Origin of the sequence: Mycobacterium sp. SMC-18 (assembly GCF_045310895.1) — a bacterium.
In the GTDB taxonomy this organism is placed as follows: Bacteria; Actinomycetota; Actinomycetes; order Mycobacteriales; family Mycobacteriaceae; genus Mycobacterium.
Genome location: NZ_JBJIAL010000038.1, coordinates 37,909 through 51,677, shown reverse-complemented (window position 1 = coordinate 51,677; position 13,769 = coordinate 37,909). Strand labels below are relative to the sequence as shown.

The window sequence follows — 13,769 nt, the reverse complement described above, 5'->3', positions numbered from 1 at the left end:
GTGGGAGGGTCATCACCAGCGGCGAACGAGCAAGGTCATCCTCGCCCGAACGGGTTGAACACAATCAATGTCGGTGGTCGCCGATATCGTGCGCGTCATGAAGCTTGTTTCCACCCGCATCATCACCGCCGACGTCCCGAGCCTGGTCGGCTTCTATGAATTGGTGACAGGGGCCGAGGCCGTCTGGGCCAATGAGCTGTTCGCGGAAATCCCCACGCCGGTGGGCACTTTGGCGATCGGTAGCGACAAGACCGTGCCCTTGTTCGGGGCGGGCTCCGCCGAGCCGGCGGCCAACCGGAGCGCCATCATCGAGTTCATCGTGGCTGACGTCGACGCGGAGTACGAACGGCTGCGAAGCCGGTTGGACGAGGTCGTCACCGAGCCCACCACGATGCCGTGGGGTAACCGGTCGCTGTTGTTCCGCGATCCCGACGGCAACCTCGTCAACCTCTTCACGCCGGTGAGAGACGATGCCAAGGCCAAATTCGGGGCGTAGCCGCTGGTATGCGGCATAGCATCTGCTGGTGAGCTTCGTCGTCTCGCCGGACGCGTACGGCCGCTACATGGGCCGATACGCCGAGCCGCTCGCGGAGGTCTTCGCCGCCTTCGCCGGGATCACCGCCGGAGCCAAGGTGCTCGACGTCGGCTGCGGACCCGGCGCGCTGACCGCACGGCTGCTGACGGCGGGCGCCGAGGTCGCGGCCATCGATCCGTCACCGCCGTTCGTCGATGCGATCCAGAAGCGGTTTCCGGCGCTCGACGCCCGCCTCGGAACAGCAGAGGAATTGCCTTACGACACCGCGACTTTCGATGCGGCGCTCGCCCAACTGGTGGTGCATTTCATGACCGATCCCGTCGCCGGCATCAGGCAGATGGCGCGGGTGACCCGGCCCGGCGGCATCGTCGCGGCATGCGTGTGGGACGGGCCGATGGGTGCGCTGGCGCCGTTCTGGGATGCCGTCCACGTGATCGACCCAGACGCGCAGGACGAGGCGCTATTGTCCGGCGCGCACAAGGGGCACCTGACCGAGATTTTCGACGCCGCCGGGCTACGCGATGTGGCGGAGGACGCCATCACCATCGACGTGCGGCACCCGAGCTTCGAGGAATGGTGGGAGCCGTACACGTTCGGCGTCGGCCCGGCCGGGGACTACGTGCAGCGCCTCGATGATGCGGGGCGCGGCAGGCTGGAAACCGTTGCGCGCGAACGTCTTGGCGACGGCCCGTTCACCGTGACGGCCACGGCGTGGGCGGCGCGCGGAACCGTCTGATCCGGTCACGAAATCCCGAGTGCCGCGGCGACCAGATGCCAGAGCCGTTCGGCGGCCAGATCGGGGTCGGCACGCGGCGCGGCCCGGAGCTGCTGGGCGATGCTGTGCCGCAGGCCGCCGATGACGAACGCGCCGGCGCTGTCCGCGTCGATGTCGTCGGGCAAGTCACCGTCCTGCTGGCCGCGGCGGATGTTGTCGGCTGCTGCCTCGCTCATCGTCTGCAGATGAACCGCTTCGAGTTCGGCGAGTTCGGGGTCCAGTGTCGCGCGACCGAGCAGGATCGGCGCCAGCTCGTCGTCGAAGTGGTAGACGACGAAACGGCGGGTGCGCTCGCGCTCCCGGACTCCCCAGTCGGCGTCCACGGGCAGGTGCGCGTCGGCGATGGCATGGCGCAGCCCGTGGTAGAAGTCGTCGTAAACCGCTGCGAGAAGCCCACTTTTGGAACCGAAGTGGTGATACAGGGCGCCGGTGCTGAGCTGCGCCCGGCGGGTCAGCGCGCTCAGTTCGAGCACGCCGTTGCCGCGCACCAGTTCGTCGCGCGCGGCGGTCAGAAGTTGTTGACGTCCGATCGGGGCACGTGCCATAGTCCAAAACATAACAGAACTCGGTTATGTTTCGGCGGGAGTGAAGCAATGAGCACTGAAGTGTCTTCGCTGGCGGACTTGAGCGGCGACCTGGCCGGCACCTATCGCCGAACCGAGAGCAGCGGCGCGACCGTCGACCCCGCGATCGTGGACGCCGATCTCGCCACGATGACGCGCGACGGCTACGTGATCCTGTCCGATCTGCTCAGTGCGGCCCAGCTGGACGAGATTCGCGCGGCCGTGACGCCGATGCTGGATCGGCACGGCCGCAACGGATTTGAGGGACGGTCCACCCAGCGCATCTACAGCGTGCTCAACAAGACCGCGGCGTGCGACGTCATCGCCGACCATCCGCGCGTGCTCGCGCTGCTGGACCGGATGTTCCTGCCGAACTATCTGCTGTCGATGCTCCAGGTGATCAACATCCTGCCGGGGGAGCAGGCGCAGATGCTGCACACCGACGACGGTTTCTACCCGCTGCCGCGGCCCCGCGCGGCGTTGGGTGCGGCGACCATCTGGGCCATCGACGATTTCACCGCCGACAACGGCGCCACCGATGTGGTGCCCGGCAGCCAATTGTGGGATGACCGGTTGCCCGGCGACGACGTCGAGCGCAAGCCCGTCGTGATGAGCGCCGGGTCGTGCGTGTTCTTTCCCGGCACGCTGTGGCACGGCGGCGGCGCCAACCGCACCGACCGTCCGCGGCTGGCCGTCACTGCCCAATACTGCGAGCCATGGCTGCGGCCGCAGGAGGCCTTCACGCTGTCGATGACCCGCGACACCGTCCGCCGGGTGTCAGAAGACATTCGCCGCATGCTCGGCTACAGCATCCACCCGCCGTTCATCGGTCAGGTCGACGGCATGCACCCGAAGCGGCTGCTGGAGATCGCCGGCGATCAGTCCGTCTGATCGTCGACGATCAGACGGATCAGTACGGCACGTCGGTAGCGCCGACGGACGTGTCCTTCTCGTCGTGATTCGACTCGTGGAACCCGAAGTCGTACGGGTTCGGGCCCTGCTGCGGCAGGTCGAATTCGTCGCCGCCGTAGGGCACATCGGGGTCCGGGTCGGCGCCGGCCATCGGGGCAAGGCTTATCGCGCCGCCGATCGCGGCAGCGGCAATCCACGGTGCTACGAGCGCAATTTTCATTCGCATGACGTCTCCTGCCGGCCTGCCGGTTACTGGGAATTTGCGCACAAATGCTAGTCCGGCCTTGACTGCGCTGACGGCGATTGAAATTATTCGCGGTTTTCGGGCCGCAGGTCAGGCGAGGATTTCGATCTCGGCGCCCAGGTGATATCCCGGCGTCAACGACAACGAATCGCCGCTCCAGAACGAGCCCGGGTCGAAATAGTTCTCGCGTTTCTCGGTGACCAGCAGCCCCATTTCCTCGTAGGTGATCGCCACCGTCTCGGCGCAGTACGCGGTCTCGAGCCCGGCTGTCCGCCGGCGGTTCTTGTCCCGCTCGGCGGATTCGCGAACCTTGCGATGTACCAACGGAATTCCGCGCGTGTAGTCGCTGATCACCGGCGCCCGCCCGCGGAACCACCGGCCCGTCAGCCGCGCCGTGGTAGGGAACGCGGTGCCGTCCATGCGGGCCACCACTTTCAGCGCCAGGTCCTCCTGCTCGCGGGTGGCGAACGGCGTCAGTTGCCGCAGCCAGCACCGCTGCCCGTACACGTACACCCACCGTTCGACGGCGGCGCGCAGATCGTTGAGCTGCACGCCGCGGTGATGGCTGCCGCTCCACAGGCATTCGAGTTTGTCGCCGAGTTCGGCGTGCCAGATCAGCGGCGGCAGGTCGTCGATGGCGACCGTCATGCCGACGTGGTTCACAGGGGCGTTGGTGAGCGTCTGGATGGCGCGGTCGGGCTTGGAAGCCCCACGGAACAACCAGATGTCGCCGGTCCGGGTTTCGGCCAGTGCCCGCTCCAAAGTCACCGCGTTACCAGTCATCTGGGCAGCTTAGACATTCCCCGGCGCTTCGCCCGGTCATAATCACTGCATGCGTGGCGTGTGGAAGTGGGTTGGCCTGGCCGGTGTCGCGGGCGTGGTCGCCGGTGGCGTGTTGGTCGCGCGCGATCAGCGCAAGCGCGAGTCATACACGGCCGACGATATTCGCGCCCGGCTGCATCAGCGGCTGGCCGAATCCGGCGGGAGCCAGCCCACGGCATAGAGCCGGTGGTCGCCGGCGAAGCCCTTCAGCTCCGCCACCCGGCCGCCGTCGAACGTGATGTCGGCGCAGGAAGCCGAGGCGGACAAGGCATCTCGCACGGCCTTGCTCACGAGCACCTCGCCGCCGTCGGCCTGGCTCGCCACCCGCGCGGCCATGGCGACGTTGCGGCCGAACAGATCGTCGCCGCGTCGCACCGACTTGCCGGTGTGAATGCCGATGCGGACCCGGACGCCGCCCGGCGCCTTCGCCAATTGCTGCTGCATGTCGATGCTGCAGCGCACGGCCTGCTCGGGCTCGGCGAAGGCGATCATGAAACCGTCGCCCTGACTCTTCACGACGAGCCCCGACTGCTTCTTGACGCACCGGCCGACCAACTTGTCGTGATGGTCGATCAGCCGCACCCAGGCCCGGTCACCCATGCGCTCGTTGAGGGCCGTCGATCCTTCGATGTCCGAGAACATGATCGCCACGCGGCCGGTCGGTGCGAGCTTGGCCAGGTCCGGTCGCTCCACCTCGGCCCAGCCGGCGAGCTCCTCGATGGACGACCACATCGCACCGCCGAAGCCCTCTTTGTTGATGAGGTTGGCGGTCTGCCACATCGTCTTCACTGCGGCGCGGCCGCCGGCCAGCAGCAGATTGGTGCGGGGTTCGGACGGCGCGCGCAGTTCCTCGATCTCCCGCCGCGCGGCCCGCAGCCGGGACCGCGTCACCCGCAACACGATGGTCTCGACGACAACCACCACGGCGAGCACACAGATGGCGACCAGCGAGATCGTCGAAACCGTCACCGCTCAAGTATCGAGGCGGCGGGCCGCGATCGGGTCATTGACGGACGAACTGCACCACCGCGTCGGTGAACGCGTCGTTGTCGTCGCCGGCTGCGGTGTGCCCGGCGTCGGACAGCTCGACGAACTGCGCGCCCGGCACCTTCTGCAGGAAGTCCTGCACGCCTTCGGTGCTCACCACGTCGGACAGCTTGCCGCGGATCAGCAGGATCGGGATCTCGAGGCTGATCGCCGCATGCTCGAGCATCTCGGCGCGCTCGAACGGGTCGTCGCCGGGCGCGGTGAGGAAGGCCGGGTCCCAGTGCCAGAACCACTTGCCGTCGCGCAGGCGCAGGTTCTTCTTGAGGCCTTCCACGCTGCGTGGCCGCGTGCGGTGCGGCAGGTAGGCGGCGACGGCGTCGGCGGCCTCTTCGAGTGAGGCGAACCCGTCGATGCCGCTGAACATGAAGTCGCGGATTCGGGCGCTGCCGCTCTTCTCGAAGCGCGGCACGACGTCGACCAGGACCAGTTTGGTGACCAGTTCCGGTCCGGCTTCATGCGCGACCGGCAGGCTGGTCAGCCCTCCCATGCTGGCGCCGATCAGCGCCACCGGCCGGCCGATCTGATAGATCACCTGCAGGGTGTCGCCGGTCAGGGTCTCGAGTGAGTAGTTCGCAGTGGGCGAGCGGTCGCTGTCGCCGTGCCCGCGGCTGTCGAGCGCGATGACGTGGAAGCCGGCGTTCGCGAGAATCTGGCCGGTGTTCTTCCAGGAGTGCCGGTTCTGCCCGCCACCGTGCAGCATCAGGATCGTGGGCTTGTCCGCGGCGGCTTCCGCGTCGCGGTTCCACTCGTCGGCGACCAGGGTCAGTTCGTCGATACCGCGGAATCGCACCGTCTGTGGATTGCTGCCGCCATCGGCCGGGGAAGTGCGTTCGTCGGTGCTCACTGGAATCCTCTCGTCACTTCTCCTGCACGTTACCGAGCTGTGCTAACTGAACCGAACATGACCCTGGTCACCCGGCGGTCTCTAGACTCGGCCGAGGTGTCGCCGTCCGGCCGGGCGTGCGGCGAGAGGAAGGCATATGGCTGACGAGCACGGGCGGCACAGGAATCCCGACGAGGTCGACGACGACGATGCGAGCGCCCCGGACGAGACCCCGGATGCCGACGACGACAAACCGGCCATCTCCGACGAGGAAGCCCTCGCGTTCCTGAAACACCCTGCGCCCCAAAGGGGTAAGCAGGTGATTGCGGCTCTGGTCGTGGGCGTGCTGGTGGTGGGTGCACTGGGCGCGCTGGTGGCCTGGCTCGGTCAGCGTGAGCTGCAGTTGCGTCGCGACGACGCCCTGCACGAGATGTACCTGACCGCCGGCAAGCAGGTCGCGGTGAACCTCACGACCATCGACTACCGGCACGTCGACGACGGCATCAAGCGGGCGCTGGACACCTCGACCGGCGCCTATTTCGACGACTTCAAGCAACGCTCGACGGCGGTCGTGGACTCGGTGAAACAGCAGCAGTCGGCATCGGTCGGCACCGTCACCGAGGCCGGCGTGGAGTCGGCGAACGACACCAGTGGCGTGGTCCTCGTCGCGGTGAAGGTGCACACCGAGGTCGGCAACGGGCCGCCGCAACGCGACCGCTACTGGCGCGTGCGGCTGACGATGCAGAAGGTGGGCGACAGCGCCAAGGTCTCGAAGGTGGAGCCGATCCAATGAGCAAGCACGGGGTGGATGAACCCGACGAGCCGGCCGATGCTGAACTCGAGTCGACCGAGCCGGAGCAGGATGCGGCAGAGTCGGTCGAGGTCGAGCCGGCGCCCAATAATGTTGTGCCACAAGTGAAGCCGCGCAAGACCGGCGGCATCGAGTGGGCACGGGTGACGGCGTATCGGGTCCTGCCGGCGCTGGCGCTGTTGCTCGCGGCCGCCGCGGGCGGGCTGTGGTACCTGACGTCGCGGCACGGCAATGAGGCCGACCAGGCCGCCGTGATCAAGGTGGCCACCGATGGCACCGTCGCCCTGCTGTCCTACGAGCCGGACACGGTCCGTCAACAACTGACCGACGCGCGCAAGCTGCTCACCACCCCGTTCCTCGATGAGTACACGACGCTGACCAAGTCGGTGATCCCCGGCGCCGAGCAGCGGCGCATCTCGGCGGCGACGTGGGTGCCGGCCGCGGCCGCGGTGTCGGTCGAGGAGAACCACGCCGTGGTGCTGGTGTTCGTCAACCAGGTAGTCCGGGTCGGTGATCAACCGCCGACCAGCACCCCGACCAGCGCGCGGGTGACCCTGGAACGACTGGGGGGCCAGTGGCTGATCGCCAAGTTCGAACCGGTGTGACCGCCGTGATTTGTGCACGATTTTCCGCGGCCGGCGCGGATTTTCGTGCACAAATCCCGGGGTGGCGGACGTGAAGCGGATGGCGGCCGCCGACGCCCAGAGTTTCTGGATGTCGGCGAAAATCCCGAACGACATGTTTCTGGTGTGCGGGTTCGACGGCGTGCCCGCCGAGCTGGACGCCGCGCTGACGGCGGTGCGGCGCAACGTGTCGGCGTGCCCAGAGTTGTTGGTGCGCATCGACGATTCGCATTCCTGGCGCTATCCGTCCTGGGTGCGGTGTGATGCCATGCCGATCGTCGTGCACGAACCCGGGGACCCCACCTGGTCCGGGTGCCTGAACGCCGTGTGTGCCCTGGCCGCGAGTGACCAGCTCGACGCGACCGTGCAGGCGTGGCGACTGCACGTCTTCGCCGGCGTCACCGGGATACCGGAGACGACGGGACCGGGCACCGTCGTCGTGGTGCAGATGTCGCACGCCCTCGCCGACGGGCAGCGCGCGACGGCTCTCATGGGGCGGATCTTCGGCCGGGACCAGCCGGTGCCGGCGGTGGTCGAGTCGCGGCTGGGGACGTGGGCGCTGCCGTACCTGGCGTGGCGCGCCAGTGCCGCCCACCGGCAACTCGTGCGGGACACCGAGTCGGGTGCTGTTGCGCCACCGGCGGATTCGTGGCCGGTGCAGCCGACCAACAACGCGCCGGCGGGCCCCGACACATTGCGGACGGTGGTGCGTCACCGTACGCATCTGCCCGGGCCGACGGTGACGGTCGGCGTGCTGGCGGCCATCTCGGAGGCGCTGGCGGCCGAGCTGGGCGGTGTCACCGCGCTCGGGGCCGAGGTGCCCATGGCCAAGACCGGCACCCGCCGGGCCTACAACCACTACGGCAACGTCGGCGTGGCATTGCACCCGGAATTGCCCTTTCACGAGCGGGCGGCCCGCATCGAGTCGGAACTCGCCATGCGGCGGCAGCGGTTCGAGCATCCCGCGGCCGCGGCGAGCGGTGCCGCCACCGCGGCGGTGCCGGCCCGGCTGCTGCGTTGGGGCACTGAGCAATTCGATCCGCACGCGCGGTCGACGACGGCCACCGGCAACACCGTGGTCTCGAGCGTCAACCGCGGCGCGGCCGATCTGACGTTCGGCGAGTGCCCGGTGGTGTTGACCACCGCGTGCCCGGCGTTGTCGCCGATGATGGGCTTGACGCACGGCGTGCACGGCATCGGGGACACCGTCACGATCAGCGTGCACGCGTCCCCGTCGGCCTTACCGGATGTCGATTCGTATGTGGAACGGTTGTCTGCGGTGCTGGACGCCGGGGGCTAAATTCATCGCGTGACTGCTTACGCGTTCTCGATCCTGCTGCTGCGGGTGGTGCTCGGTCTGACGATGGCTGCGCACGGGTACAACAAGTTCTTCGGTGGCGGCCGCATCCCCGGTACTGCCGCCTGGTTCGACAGCATCGGTATGAAGCCCGGCATGCTGCACGCCCGGCTGGCTGCCGGCACCGAAATCCTGGCCGGCCTGGGCCTGGCTGCCGGCTTCCTGACGCCGATCCCCGCCGCGGGGTTCGTGGCGCTGATGGTGGTGGCCGCATGGACCGTGCACCGCGAAAACGGCTTCTTCATCGTGAAATCCGGCTGGGAGTACAACCTGGTGCTGGGCGTCGCGGCCGTGGCGATCGCGGGCACGGGTGCGGGCCACTACAGCCTGGACTGCCTGCTGTTCCACAACAGCGGCTTCTACCACCTGCTGCACGGCTGGTGTGGGTTGCTGATCGCCGTCGGGCTCGGCCTCGCCGGTGGTATCGGGCAGCTGCTGATCTTCTTCCGGCCGCCCGCGAAGGCCTGAACCCGTCGGTGTCCGGGGCGCTGGTTCTCGAACGTCTGCGCCCTGGCCACGGGATCAACTATGGGGATCTGATTCCGTCAGACTAGAACACGTTCTAGTCTGACGGGTATGGGCTTTCTCACGCAGGACACTCCTGTCATCGACTTCGAGGAGTGGAACAAGGGCACCCGCGCGCAGAAGATCGTCCCCATGGCCCGGCACTGGGCCGAGACGGGCTTCGGCACCCCGGTGGCACTGCACCTGTTCTACGTCGTCAAGATCTGCCTGTACATCCTGGGCGGCTGGCTGATCGCGTTGTCCACCAAGGGGATCGACGGATTCACGAACGTCGCGGCGTGGTGGACCGAGCCGATCGTGTTCGAGAAGGTCGTGCTCTACACGATGCTGTTCGAGGTGATCGGCCTCGGCTGCGGGTTCGGCCCACTGAACAACCGCTTCTTCCCGCCGATGGGCTCGATCCTGTACTGGCTGCGGCCGAAGACCATTCGTCTGCCACCGTGGCCCGGCCGCATCCCGCTGACGCGTGGCGATGCCCGGACCTCCGTTGATGTGCTGCTCTACGGCGCGCTGCTGGCCCTGCTCGTCGTCGCGCTGTGCTCTGACGGCACCGGCCCGGTCTTGCCCGGCGCGACTGTCGGCGTACTCCCGATGTGGCAGATCTGGGCGATCCTGGGCGTCCTCGCCCTGGCCGGTCTGCGCGACAAGGTGATCTTCCTGGCCGCCCGCGGCGAGGTCTACGGCTCGTTCACCGTCGCCTTCCTGTTCGCCGGCTACGGCGTCGACCTGATCATCGCCGCCAAGCTCGTGTGCATGGTCATCTGGCTGGGCGCCGCGACGTCGAAGCTCAACCATCACTTCCCGTTCGTCATCTCCACGATGATGAGCAACAACCCGGTGCTGCGGCCGAAGTTCATCAAGCGCGCGTTCTTCGAACACTTCCCGGACGACCTGCGCCCCGGCCGCCCATCGCGCTTCATGGCGCACTTCAGCACCTTCATCGAGGGCGCGGTACCGCTGGTGCTCTTCTTCAGTCACGGCGGCTGGCCGACGTACATCGCCGCGTTCGTCATGCTGTGCTTCCACTTCGGGATCCTGTCGGCGATCCCGATGGGCGTGCCGCTGGAGTGGAACGTCTTCATGATGTTCTGTGTCGTGACGCTTTTCGTCGGGCACGCGGACATCGGCATCGCCGATCTGACGTCGCCGTGGCCGCTGGTGCTGTTCGCGGTCGTCGCGGGCACCGTCGTCATCGGAAACCTGTTCCCGCGCAAGGTGTCTTTCCTGCCCGGCATGCGCTACTACGCCGGCAACTGGGACACGTCGCTGTGGTGCATCAAGCCGTCGGCTTCGGAGAAGATCGAGAAGAACATCGTCGCGATCGCCAGCATGCCCGCGACCCAGATGGAGCGGTACTACGGCAGCCCGGAGAACGCGCAGATGTACCTGTACATGGGCTACGCGTTCCGCGCCTTCAACACGCACGGCCGCGCGCTGTTCACGCTCGCGCACCGCGCGATGGCCGGGCACAACGAGGCCGACTACACGCTGACCGACGGTGAGCGGATCGTCTCGACCGCCATCGGCTGGAACTTCGGCGACGGCCACATGTCGAACGAACAACTCGTCGCGGCGCTGCAGAAGCGCTGCCACTTCGAGCCCGGTGAGGTGCGGATCGTCATGCTCGACGCGCAGCCCATCCACCGGCAGACACAGCAGTACCGCCTGGTCGACGCCGCCACCGGTGAGTTCGAGCGCGGTTACGTGAAGGTGCGCGACATGGTGACCCGCCAGCCGTGGGCCGACGATGTCCCCGTGTACGGCGTCACTAACGCATGACGTCGCGGACCTTGACGTCCTCCATGCCCGCGAACAGCAGGCCGTTGGCGACGTCGAGGTGCTTGCGCCAATGCGCTTCGGCCGCAGCGGCGTTGCCGGAGCGCATGAGCGTCATCAGCCGCCGGTAGGACCGCATCAGGATGTCGTAGTCCGACTTCGACATCGGCCGGTTCTCCCGCATCGCGAAAGCGATGTGGCGAACCGTGATCTCGTGCAGCATGCCGGCGACGATGGCCAGCGTCGCGTTGCCGGACAACTCGACCATGCGCTGGTGGAAGTCACCGGTGGTCTCGGCCATGCGGCCGGTCTCGTAGCCGGACGGGACGTACTCGGCCAGCATGGTGTCGAGCTCGTCGAACGCCTCGGTGTTGCCCTGCTCGGTCAGCAGCCGTACGACGGTGGGTTCGATGCCGGCGCGGGCGGTGGTCACGTCGGAGATGGTCGCGCCAGAGAGCTCCAGCAGCAGGCCCGCCGGGCGCGCGACGATCTCGGGTCCGGGCACGCGAACGCGGGCGCCGGTGCGCGACCCGCGTCGCACCTCCACCAGGCGCTCGGACTCCAGAACGCGCACGGCCTCGCGCAGGGTCGGGCGGCTGACCCCGAAGTGGGCCATCAGCTCGGCCTCGTTGGGGAGGAAGTCGCCTTCCTTGAGCTGGCCGTCGACAACCATGCGGCGCAGGGTGCCGGCCACCAGTTCCGCGGTTTTGGGGGAGCGGATGGGGCCGCTGGCCGAGGATGGCACAGTACGTGGGTCGATCATCGGCGACAACGGCGGAGTCTGCGCCATCTGGGCCCTCCTTGAACCGATTGTCTTGGCCTCCTGTTAGGCAACTCAGTAAACCATGTGAACGGGCGGCGGCCTGGTATTCAGCCGGCATTCGCGGAAATGGCGTTTGCCTACCAACTAGTAGGTTGACCTAGTAAACCTTCTGTTCTATGTTCGCAGATGTGGGCGCCTTTACAGGTGTCAATCCCGGGTCGATATTCAACGTTGAAGGAGAAGTCCGTGGCTGAAGCAGTCATCGTCGAGGCGGTCCGCTCGCCCATCGGGAAGCGCAACGGCGCCCTGTCGGGTGTCCATCCGGCGGAGCTCTCGGCTCAGGTGCTGAACGCCCTGGTGCAGCGCGCCGGCGTCGACCCGGCGCTGGTCGACGACGTGATCTGGGGCTGCGTCATGCAGGCCGGAGAGCAGGCGCTCGACATCGCCCGCACCGCGGTCCTGACCGCCGGCTGGCCCGAGACCGTTCCCGGTGTCACCGTCGACCGCCAGTGCGGCTCCAGCCAGCAGTCGGTGCACTTCGCCGCCGCCGGTGTGGTCGCCGGCCACTACGACGTCGTCGTCGCCGGCGGTGTCGAATCGATGTCGCGCACGCCGATGGGCTCGTCGCTCGCCAACGGCGGACACCCGTACCCGGAGGCGTTCCGCGCCCGCTACGACGGCCAGTCACCCAACCAGGGCACGGGCGCCGAGATGATGGCCGCGAAGTGGGGCCTGTCGCGCACCCAGCTCGACGAGTTCTCGCTGCGGTCGCACGAAAAGGCCGCTGCCGCACAGGATGCCGGCGCCTTCAAGGACCAGATCGTGGCGATCAAGGACCAGGATGGCAACATCGTCACCGAAGACGGCGGCATCCGCCGCGGCGGCACCGTCGAGTCCATGGCCGCCATCAAGCCGGCGTTCAAGGAAGACGGCGTCATCCACGCCGGCAACTCCTCTCAGATCTCCGACGGCTCGGCCGCGCTGCTGATCATGTCGGCCGAGAAGGCAAAAGAGCTGGGGCTCAAGCCTCTTGCCCGTCTGCACACCGGTGTCCTGGCTGGCGCCGACCCGGTGATGATGCTGAGCGCCCCGATCCCCGCCACGCAGAAGGCGCTGGCGAAGTCCGGCCTGAGCGTCAACGACATCGGGGTGTTCGAGGTCAACGAGGCCTTCGCCCCCGTTCCGATGGCCTGGCTCAAGGACATCGGCGCCGACGAGAACCGCCTGAACCCGAACGGTGGCGCCATCGCCCTCGGCCACCCGCTCGGCGGCTCCGGCGCCCGCATCATGACGACCCTGCTGCACCACATGCGGGACAACGGAATTCAGTATGGTTTCCAGACCATGTGTGAAGGTGGCGGCCAGGCCAACGCGACCATCCTGGAACTGCTGTGACCGCGGTGTCCGCCGAACCCGGAGCCCTCTCCGAACGGCGGGGCAACGTTCTGCTGATCACCATCAACCGGCCCGACGCCCGCAACGCGGTGAACCAGGCCGTGAGCATCGGTGTCGGCGACGCCCTGCAGGCCGCGCAGGACGATCCCGAGATCCGGGCTGTCGTCATCACCGGCTCCGGCGACAAATCCTTCTGTGCCGGTGCGGATCTCAAGGCGCTCTCGCGCGGCGAGAACCTCTTCCACCCCGACCACACGGACTGGGGCTTCGCCGGCTACGTCAGCCACTTCATCGACAAACCCACCATCGCGGCCGTCAACGGCACCGCGCTGGGCGGCGGCTCGGAACTGGCGCTGGCGAGCGACCTCGTGGTCGCCGAGGAGAGCGCGAAATTCGGCCTGCCGGAAGTGAAGCGGGGACTGATCGCCGGTGCCGGCGGCGTGTTCCGGATCGTCGATCAGCTGCCGCGCAAGGTGGCACTGGAGCTGCTGTTCACCGGTGAGCCCATGACATCGGCCGATGCCCTGCGCTGGGGCCTGATCAACCAGGTGGTCCCGGACGGCACCGTCGTCGACGCGGCTTTGGCTCTGGCGGAACGGATCACGTCCAATGCACCATTGGCGGTGCAGGCGAGCAAGCGCGTGGCGTACGGCGCCGACGACGGCGTGGTGACCGCCGAGAAGGACGGCTGGCGGCGCACCAACCGGGAGTTCGTGACCCTGCTGCAGTCCGAGGACGCGAAGGAAGGCCCGCTGGCGTTCGCGCAGAAACGTCAGCCTGTATGGAAAGCCAAGTGAC

General features: G+C 67.6%; 17 protein-coding genes. 11 read left to right on the top strand and 6 right to left on the bottom strand.

Annotated features, from left to right (window positions below):
* The first annotated feature begins 97 nt into the window (after positions 1 to 97).
* Together ACJH6J_RS24330 and ACJH6J_RS24325 are read left to right on the top strand one after the other, a co-directional pair.
* Entirely contained in the window at positions 98 to 496 is a 399-nt protein-coding gene (locus ACJH6J_RS24330) for a VOC family protein (protein WP_212812690.1), read from the top strand.
* 28 nt (positions 497 to 524) lie between these two features.
* Positions 525 to 1,271 (top strand): class I SAM-dependent methyltransferase, encoded by a 747-nt coding sequence (locus tag ACJH6J_RS24325; protein WP_406804650.1) that lies wholly within the window; start codon positions 525 to 527, stop codon positions 1,269 to 1,271.
* A 5-nt stretch (positions 1,272 to 1,276) separates the two neighbouring features.
* Here ACJH6J_RS24325 and ACJH6J_RS24320 read toward each other — a convergent pair whose 3' ends face one another.
* On the bottom strand, positions 1,277 to 1,855 hold the full coding sequence (locus ACJH6J_RS24320; protein WP_406804649.1) for a TetR/AcrR family transcriptional regulator: 579 nt from the start codon (positions 1,853 to 1,855) through the stop codon (positions 1,277 to 1,279).
* A gap of 48 nt (positions 1,856 to 1,903) precedes the next feature.
* Here ACJH6J_RS24320 and ACJH6J_RS24315 point away from each other — a divergent pair, with 48 nt between their 5' ends.
* On the top strand, positions 1,904 to 2,764 hold the full coding sequence (locus tag ACJH6J_RS24315) for a phytanoyl-CoA dioxygenase family protein (protein WP_406804648.1): 861 nt from the start codon (positions 1,904 to 1,906) through the stop codon (positions 2,762 to 2,764).
* A gap of 19 nt (positions 2,765 to 2,783) precedes the next feature.
* Here the strand turns inward: ACJH6J_RS24315 and ACJH6J_RS24310 are convergent, their stop codons facing one another.
* Positions 2,784 to 3,011, bottom strand: a complete 228-nt coding sequence (locus ACJH6J_RS24310) for a hypothetical protein (RefSeq protein ID WP_406804647.1) — start codon at positions 3,009 to 3,011, stop codon at positions 2,784 to 2,786.
* Between the two features lie 108 nt (positions 3,012 to 3,119).
* Complete coding sequence (locus tag ACJH6J_RS24305) at positions 3,120 to 3,812, bottom strand: guanylate cyclase (RefSeq protein WP_318986265.1); 693 nt, start codon at positions 3,810 to 3,812, stop codon at positions 3,120 to 3,122.
* A 49-nt stretch (positions 3,813 to 3,861) separates the two neighbouring features.
* Here ACJH6J_RS24305 and ACJH6J_RS24300 point away from each other — a divergent pair, with 49 nt between their 5' ends.
* A complete protein-coding gene (locus ACJH6J_RS24300) occupies positions 3,862 to 4,032 on the top strand; it encodes a hypothetical protein (protein WP_090562611.1) in 171 nt (56 codons plus the stop codon).
* Here the strand turns inward: ACJH6J_RS24300 and ACJH6J_RS24295 are convergent.
* Complete coding sequence (locus ACJH6J_RS24295; protein WP_318986264.1) at positions 3,990 to 4,820, bottom strand: adenylate/guanylate cyclase domain-containing protein; 831 nt, start codon at positions 4,818 to 4,820, stop codon at positions 3,990 to 3,992. The genes ACJH6J_RS24300 and ACJH6J_RS24295 overlap by 43 nt on opposite strands.
* A 34-nt stretch (positions 4,821 to 4,854) precedes the next feature.
* Positions 4,855 to 5,742, bottom strand: coding sequence for an alpha/beta hydrolase (locus ACJH6J_RS24290; protein WP_346415180.1), 888 nt, complete (start codon positions 5,740 to 5,742; stop codon positions 4,855 to 4,857).
* A 136-nt stretch (positions 5,743 to 5,878) separates the two neighbouring features.
* Here ACJH6J_RS24290 and ACJH6J_RS24285 point away from each other — a divergent pair, with 136 nt between their 5' ends.
* The 5 genes from ACJH6J_RS24285 (at position 5,879) to ACJH6J_RS24265 (ending at position 10,816) form a co-directional block, all read left to right on the top strand.
* On the top strand, positions 5,879 to 6,514 hold the full coding sequence (locus ACJH6J_RS24285) for an Mce protein (protein ID WP_406804646.1): 636 nt from the start codon (positions 5,879 to 5,881) through the stop codon (positions 6,512 to 6,514).
* Positions 6,511 to 7,137, top strand: coding sequence for a hypothetical protein (locus tag ACJH6J_RS24280; protein WP_406804645.1), 627 nt, complete (start codon positions 6,511 to 6,513; stop codon positions 7,135 to 7,137). The genes ACJH6J_RS24285 and ACJH6J_RS24280 overlap by 4 nt, the downstream gene beginning before the upstream one ends.
* Before the next feature lie 79 nt (positions 7,138 to 7,216).
* A complete protein-coding gene (locus ACJH6J_RS24275) occupies positions 7,217 to 8,455 on the top strand; it encodes a WS/DGAT domain-containing protein (protein ID WP_406784235.1) in 1,239 nt (412 codons plus the stop codon).
* A gap of 9 nt (positions 8,456 to 8,464) precedes the next feature.
* Positions 8,465 to 8,980 carry a DoxX family protein gene (locus ACJH6J_RS24270; RefSeq protein ID WP_406784205.1) on the top strand — a complete coding sequence of 172 codons (516 nt, stop codon included), beginning with the start codon at positions 8,465 to 8,467 and terminating at the stop codon, positions 8,978 to 8,980.
* A gap of 108 nt (positions 8,981 to 9,088) precedes the next feature.
* Positions 9,089 to 10,816, top strand: a complete 1,728-nt coding sequence (locus ACJH6J_RS24265; protein WP_406784206.1) for a DUF3556 domain-containing protein — start codon at positions 9,089 to 9,091, stop codon at positions 10,814 to 10,816.
* Here the strand turns inward: ACJH6J_RS24265 and ACJH6J_RS24260 are convergent.
* The gene (locus tag ACJH6J_RS24260) at positions 10,806 to 11,603 is read right to left on the bottom strand and encodes a GntR family transcriptional regulator (RefSeq protein WP_346415175.1); all 798 of its coding nucleotides are present in this window, start codon (positions 11,601 to 11,603) and stop codon (positions 10,806 to 10,808) included. The two genes, ACJH6J_RS24265 and ACJH6J_RS24260, sit on opposite strands and share 11 nt — an antisense overlap.
* Positions 11,604 to 11,822: 219 nt before the next feature.
* On the opposite strand from ACJH6J_RS24260, the gene ACJH6J_RS24255 reads away from it, so the two are divergent.
* Together ACJH6J_RS24255 and ACJH6J_RS24250 are read left to right on the top strand one after the other, a co-directional pair.
* Positions 11,823 to 12,971: an acetyl-CoA C-acyltransferase gene (locus tag ACJH6J_RS24255; protein ID WP_346415174.1), complete on the top strand. Its 1,149-nt coding sequence runs from the start codon at positions 11,823 to 11,825 to the stop codon at positions 12,969 to 12,971.
* Positions 12,968 to 13,768, top strand: a complete 801-nt coding sequence (locus ACJH6J_RS24250) for a crotonase/enoyl-CoA hydratase family protein (protein ID WP_406784207.1) — start codon at positions 12,968 to 12,970, stop codon at positions 13,766 to 13,768. The genes ACJH6J_RS24255 and ACJH6J_RS24250 overlap by 4 nt, the downstream gene beginning before the upstream one ends.
* The last annotated feature ends 1 nt before the right edge of the window (position 13,769 follow it).

What these genes read in the sequence shown, in the direction of transcription:
- ACJH6J_RS24330 (WP_212812690.1), top strand. Translation starts at nt 98, where the DNA reads ATGAAGCTTGTTTCCACCCGCATCATCACCGCCGACGTCCCGAGCCTG.
- ACJH6J_RS24320 (WP_406804649.1), bottom strand. Translation starts at nt 1,855, where the DNA reads ATGGCACGTGCCCCGATCGGACGTCAACAACTTCTGACCGCCGCGCGC.
- ACJH6J_RS24315 (WP_406804648.1), top strand. Translation starts at nt 1,904, where the DNA reads ATGAGCACTGAAGTGTCTTCGCTGGCGGACTTGAGCGGCGACCTGGCC.
- ACJH6J_RS24310 (WP_406804647.1), bottom strand. Translation starts at nt 3,011, where the DNA reads ATGCGAATGAAAATTGCGCTCGTAGCACCGTGGATTGCCGCTGCCGCG.
- ACJH6J_RS24305 (WP_318986265.1), bottom strand. Translation starts at nt 3,812, where the DNA reads ATGACTGGTAACGCGGTGACTTTGGAGCGGGCACTGGCCGAAACCCGG.
- ACJH6J_RS24300 (WP_090562611.1), top strand. Translation starts at nt 3,862, where the DNA reads ATGCGTGGCGTGTGGAAGTGGGTTGGCCTGGCCGGTGTCGCGGGCGTG.
- ACJH6J_RS24285 (WP_406804646.1), top strand. Translation starts at nt 5,879, where the DNA reads ATGGCTGACGAGCACGGGCGGCACAGGAATCCCGACGAGGTCGACGAC.
- ACJH6J_RS24280 (WP_406804645.1), top strand. Translation starts at nt 6,511, where the DNA reads ATGAGCAAGCACGGGGTGGATGAACCCGACGAGCCGGCCGATGCTGAA.
- ACJH6J_RS24275 (WP_406784235.1), top strand. Translation starts at nt 7,217, where the DNA reads ATGGCGGCCGCCGACGCCCAGAGTTTCTGGATGTCGGCGAAAATCCCG.
- ACJH6J_RS24265 (WP_406784206.1), top strand. Translation starts at nt 9,089, where the DNA reads ATGGGCTTTCTCACGCAGGACACTCCTGTCATCGACTTCGAGGAGTGG.
- ACJH6J_RS24260 (WP_346415175.1), bottom strand. Translation starts at nt 11,603, where the DNA reads ATGGCGCAGACTCCGCCGTTGTCGCCGATGATCGACCCACGTACTGTG.